The following is a 4869-nucleotide window of genomic DNA, read 5'->3' as shown; positions in this document are numbered from 1 at the left end:
CCCCGCGGCGACGGGAAGGGCGGCGGCGCGGCGCCGGACGGTGTGCAGGGCGGCGGCGTCCAGCAGGGCGAGGGCGGGGTCCCGACCGGGGCGCGGCCGGACCGGGGTGCCGCGCCGGCCGGTGCCGATCAGGGCGGAGGTGACGAGGTCGTCCCAGGAGACGTCCGGGGCCGGGGCCTCGTGGCTCGGTGTGTTCACGGATGACCTTTCCAATCCATCGCGGAGGGCGTCGACGTGGTCGCGGGCCATGCGGCCGTCACCTTCGCAAGGGCGCCAACTCCGGCCCCCAGACGGCCAAGGGCACGAATCCGCGGTGCCCGCACTCGCCGAAGACCCGAACCGGCCCGCCCGCGGACACCGCCACCAGTCGCCACCAGCCGGCCTCGTCCGTGCGGCTCGTGTCGACCGCCACCGCCGTATCGCCCTCCGCGTCGGCCAGCCGGCGACCCAGGTCCGGATCGGGCACGGGGACCACCCCGTCGAGGACCACCGGCCACGCGTCCAGCCACGGGTCGTCGCGCAGCGCCGTCCCGTAGGCGGCGAGGGCGGCCGCGACGCCCATGCCCGGAGGTGGCGCGGCGGCGGGCACGGGAGGGCCGTGGCGCGTCCCGAGCGCGGCGCGCAGCGGCACGGCGGCGGGGTGGAAGGCCAGGTCGGCGTCGAGGGAGCAGCCGACCGGGAGGGAGAGGTCGGGCGCCCGGCCGGCCACTCCGTAGGACAGCAGCAGCGCCGCGCGGCCGGTGCGTCTGCCGTGGAGCCGGATGCGCCGGGTGGTCAGCGGGCCGTCGTCGGCGGTGTCGTCCTGCGAGAGGACCAGCCAGTCGTCCCGGACGGGAGGCGCGGAGGCCAGCAGCGCGGCCGAGTCCACGGTGATCCCGACGCGGGCGCGCACGGTCGCGGCCAGCCCGGCGGGCAGCCGGTCGACGCGCGCGTAGGCGCGGTTGAGGGTGTGCAGCAGCGCGCACTCCTCCAGCAGCCGGGAGGCCCAGTCCGGTCCTGTCGCCGTCAGCGCACCCAACTCGCGTACGCGGGACGCCAGTCCGGGCGCTTGTGCGTCGACCATGCGGGCGGCTGCCCGGTCCCACTCGTCCCGGGCGCCGCCGCCGGACCCGACGAGGCCGCCGTGCACCAGATCGGCGAGCCGCCGCTCCAACTCCTCGGCCCCCGCGCCGATCCGGCGTGCCCGTTCCGCCGCCCGGCGATCGGTGGCGGCCGGAGCGGAAGGGAGGCGTACGGTCGGCTGCCCACCGCGCCTCTCCAGCCACTCGCTCACCCACGGCGGCGGCTCTTCCGCCGGCCGGACGGACTCCTCACCCGCCGCCCACAACAACAGCAGTCCCAGCGCGTGCTTGCACGGCACTTTGCGGCTGGGGCAATCACACCTGTAATCGGGCTTGTTGGGGTCCGAGACATCGGCCGCGGTCCGGTATCTCCGGCCGCCGCGGCCCGCGCACTCCCCCCACACGGAGTCCGGGCGCGCTCCCGTCCCCGACCATGATCCCGGCACCGCGAGCCTGCCGCCCGCCGTGCGCGACGCGGCGTCAGGCGCCAGCGCGAGCACCTGGTCCACCGTTCGGCGTTCCCCCTGCGGATTCATGTCACCGACGGTAGGGGGTGCCACTGACAATCGCCCTGACCTGCGCCTTCGTTGGAGCCGAGGCCGATTGTCAGTGGCGTGGTGCAGGGTGGTGACACAGCCCGGAACGCACGACGAGGGGGACTTGTGACCGTGCCCGGAAACCGCTTCGTACCCACCGACGCAGCCGTCACCATCGACGCGTCCGACACCGAGAACACACCCGCCACACGCGGCAACACCGCTCACCCGGCCGCCGGCCCGCCGGCCCCCACGGAAGCCCTCCGCCCGCACGCGGAAGAGGCGTTCGCGGACGAACTGGCCGCCCTGGCCGCGGCGGACGACCGGCCCCGGCCCGAGCGCTGGCGGCTGTCGCCGTGGGCCGTCGCCACCTACCTGCTCGGCGGCGTGCTCCCCGACGGCACCGTGATCACCCCGAAGTACGTGGGCCCGCGGCGGGTCGTCGAGGTCGCCGTCACCACGCTCGCCACGGACCGGGCGCTGCTGCTCCTCGGCGTCCCCGGCACGGCCAAGACCTGGGTGTCCGAGCACCTGGCCGCGGCCGTCAGCGGGGACTCAACCCTCCTCGTCCAGGGCACGGCCGGCACGGCCGAGGAAGCCGTCCGCTACGGCTGGGACTACGCCCGTCTACTGGCGCACGGGCCCAGCCGGGACGCCCTCGTGCCCAGCCCCGTCATGCGCGCGATGGCCCAGGGCATGACCGCCCGCGTCGAGGAGCTGACCCGCCTCCCCGCCGACGTGCAGGACTCGCTGATCACGGTGCTGTCCGAGAAGACCCTGCCCGTCCCCGAGCTGGGCGAGGAGGTCCAGGCCGTGCGCGGCTTCAACCTCATCGCCACGGCCAACGACCGCGACCGGGGCGTCAACGAGCTGTCCAGCGCCCTGCGCCGCCGCTTCAACACCGTCGTCCTGCCGCTCCCCGCCACGCACGAGGACGAGGTGGACATCGTCGTGCGGCGCGTCGACCAGATCGGCCGCTCCCTCGACCTGCCCGCCGCCCCGAGCGGCACGGACGAGATCCGCCGGGTCGTCACCGTCTTCCGCGAGCTGCGGGACGGGGTGACGGCGGACGGCCGGACCAGACTCAAATCCCCCTCCGGGACGCTCTCCACGGCCGAGGCGATCTCCGTCGTCACCGGCGGGCTGGCGCTGGCCGCGCACTTCGGCGACGGCGTGCTGCGCGCCGGAGACGTCGCGGCCGGCATCCTCGGGGCGGTCGTCCGCGACCCGGCGTCGGACCGCACGGTCTGGCACGAGTACCTGGAGACGGTCGTCCGGGAGCGGGCCGGCTGGCAGGACTTCTACCGCGCCTGCCGCGAGGTGTCGGCGTGAACGCGCCCGCCCTGCTGGGCGTGCGCCACCACGGCCCCGGCTCGGCGCGGGCCGTGCGCGCCGCCCTGGACCGGCTCCGGCCCCGGGCCGTGCTCGTCGAGGGCCCGCCCGAGGCCGACGGGATCGTCCGCTGCGCGGCGGACGAGGGCATGCGGCCCCCGGTCGCGCTGCTCGCCCACGCCGCGGACGACCCCGGCCGGGCCGCGTTCTGGCCGTTCGCGGCCTTCTCGCCGGAGTGGGTCGCCATCCGCTGGGCCCTCGCCCACGACGCCGAGGTGCGGTTCATCGACCTGCCCGCGGCGCACACCCTCGCCCTGCGGGGAGCGGCGGACCCCGGCGGGCCGGACGGTACGGGGACGCCGCCGCCCGACCCGCTGGCCCTGCTGGCGGGGGCCGCGGGCCACGACGACCCCGAACGCTGGTGGGAGGACGCCGTGGAACACCGCGGCGGCGACCGGCCGGACGACGGCGGACCGGGCGACGACCCCCTCGACCCCTTCCGGGCCGTCGCCGAGGCCATGGCCGAACTCCGCACGGACGGGGAGGAGGAGACGCCGCCCGGCCCGGGTGGCGACGCCGTCCGGGAGGCACACATGCGGCTCCGGCTCCGCGCGGCGGTCAAGGAGTTCGGGGACGGGATCGCCGTCGTCTGCGGCGCCTGGCATGTCCCCGCGCTGGCGGCCCGACGTCCCGTCACCGCCGACCGGCAGCTGCTCAAGGGGCTCCCGAAGGTGAAGACGGAGATCTCCTGGGTGCCCTGGACCCACCGCCGCCTGGCCCGCGGCAGCGGTTACGGCGCCGGGATCACCTCGCCCGGCTGGTACGCCCACCTCTTCGCCGCCCCGGACCGGCCGGTCGAACGCTGGCTGACCACCGTCGCCCGGCTGCTGCGCGAGGAGGGCAGGCCCGTCTCGTCCGCGCACGTCATCGAGTCCGCCCGGCTCGCCGGCACGCTCGCCGCCCTGCGCGGCCGGCCGCTTCCCGGCCTCACCGAGACCACCGACGCCGTACGGGCCGTGATGTGCGAGGGGTCGGACGTGCCGCTCGCCCTCGTCCGCGACCGGCTCGTCATCGGGGACGACCTCGGCGAGGTCCCCGACACCGCCCCCGCCACCCCGCTCCGGCGCGACCTCACGCGCCTCCAGCGCACCCTCCGCCTCAAACCGGAAGCGGAGCCGAAGGAACGGGAGTTGGACCTTCGCAAGGACACCGACGTCGAGCGCAGCCGGCTGCTGCACCGCCTCCGGCTCCTCGACACCGACTGGGGCGAACCGCTGGCCTCGCGCACCGGCCTCGGCACCTTCCGCGAGGCATGGCGCCTGTCCTGGCGGCCGGAACTGGCCGTCCGGCTCGCCGAAGCGGCCGCCTGGGGCACCACCGTCGAAGCCGCCGCGACCGCCCGGGCGGAAGCCGCCGCACGCGAGGCGGACACCCTCGCCGGCCTCACCACCCTGGCGGAACGGTGCCTGCTCGCCGCCCTGCCGGCCGCCCTCCCCGTGGTCCTGGGCGCCCTCGCCGACCGCGCCGCCCTAGACACGGACGTCGGCCACCTCGCCGAGGCCCTGCCCGCGCTCGTCCGCTCGGTGCGCTACGGGGATGTGCGCCGCACGGACACCGGGGCCCTCGACGACGTCGCGGCCGGCCTCGCCGACCGGATCTTCGTCGGCCTCCCGGCCGCCTGCGCCGGCCTCGATCGCGACGCCGCGCGGGAGATGCGGGCGCACATGGACGCCGTGCACCGGGCGGTGGCCCTGCTGGAACGCCCGGACGCCGGCGACCGCTGGACGGCGGTGCTCACCGTCCTCACCGACCGCGAACACCTCCCCGGTGAACTCCGCGGCCGGGCGGCCCGGCTCCTGCTCGACGAGGGCGCGCTGACCGCCGACCGGGTCGCCCGCCTCCTGGGACGCGCCCTCTCACCCGCCGTGGCGCCCGCCGAC

The 4869-nt window shown here is 76.7% G+C and carries 4 protein-coding genes; 2 read left to right on the top strand and 2 right to left on the bottom strand.

Annotated elements, in window-relative coordinates; genetic code table 11:
• Both JNW98_RS32100 and JNW98_RS32095 read right to left on the bottom strand, forming a co-directional pair.
• A partial coding sequence (locus tag JNW98_RS32100; RefSeq protein ID WP_443732508.1) for a DUF5691 domain-containing protein occupies nt 1-198 on the bottom strand: 198 nt, incomplete at its 3' end.
• Between the two features lie 58 nt (nt 199-256).
• Entirely contained in the window at nt 257-1597 is a 1341-nt protein-coding gene (locus JNW98_RS32095) for an SWIM zinc finger family protein (RefSeq protein ID WP_223771826.1), read from the bottom strand.
• A gap of 174 nt (nt 1598-1771) precedes the next feature.
• Between JNW98_RS32095 and JNW98_RS32090 the strand changes: the two genes are divergently transcribed.
• Both JNW98_RS32090 and JNW98_RS32085 read left to right on the top strand, forming a co-directional pair.
• The gene (locus JNW98_RS32090) at nt 1772-2929 is read left to right on the top strand and encodes an ATP-binding protein (protein ID WP_372459375.1); all 1158 of its coding nucleotides are present in this window, start codon (nt 1772-1774) and stop codon (nt 2927-2929) included.
• The coding region (locus tag JNW98_RS32085) for a DUF5682 family protein (protein ID WP_223771824.1) at nt 2926-4869 on the top strand (1944 nt) is incomplete at its 3' end. The genes JNW98_RS32090 and JNW98_RS32085, both read left to right, overlap by 4 nt.

Source organism: Streptomyces huiliensis (assembly GCF_020037025.1).
Lineage (GTDB): Bacteria > Actinomycetota > Actinomycetes > Streptomycetales > Streptomycetaceae > Streptomyces > Streptomyces huiliensis.
This window is presented reverse-complemented; position numbering and strand designations above follow the sequence as displayed.

Coding starts and splice junctions, on each gene's coding strand:
- JNW98_RS32095 (WP_223771826.1), bottom strand. CDS start 1,597: ATGAATCCGCAGGGGGAACGCCGAACGGTGGACCAGGTGCTCGCGCTG.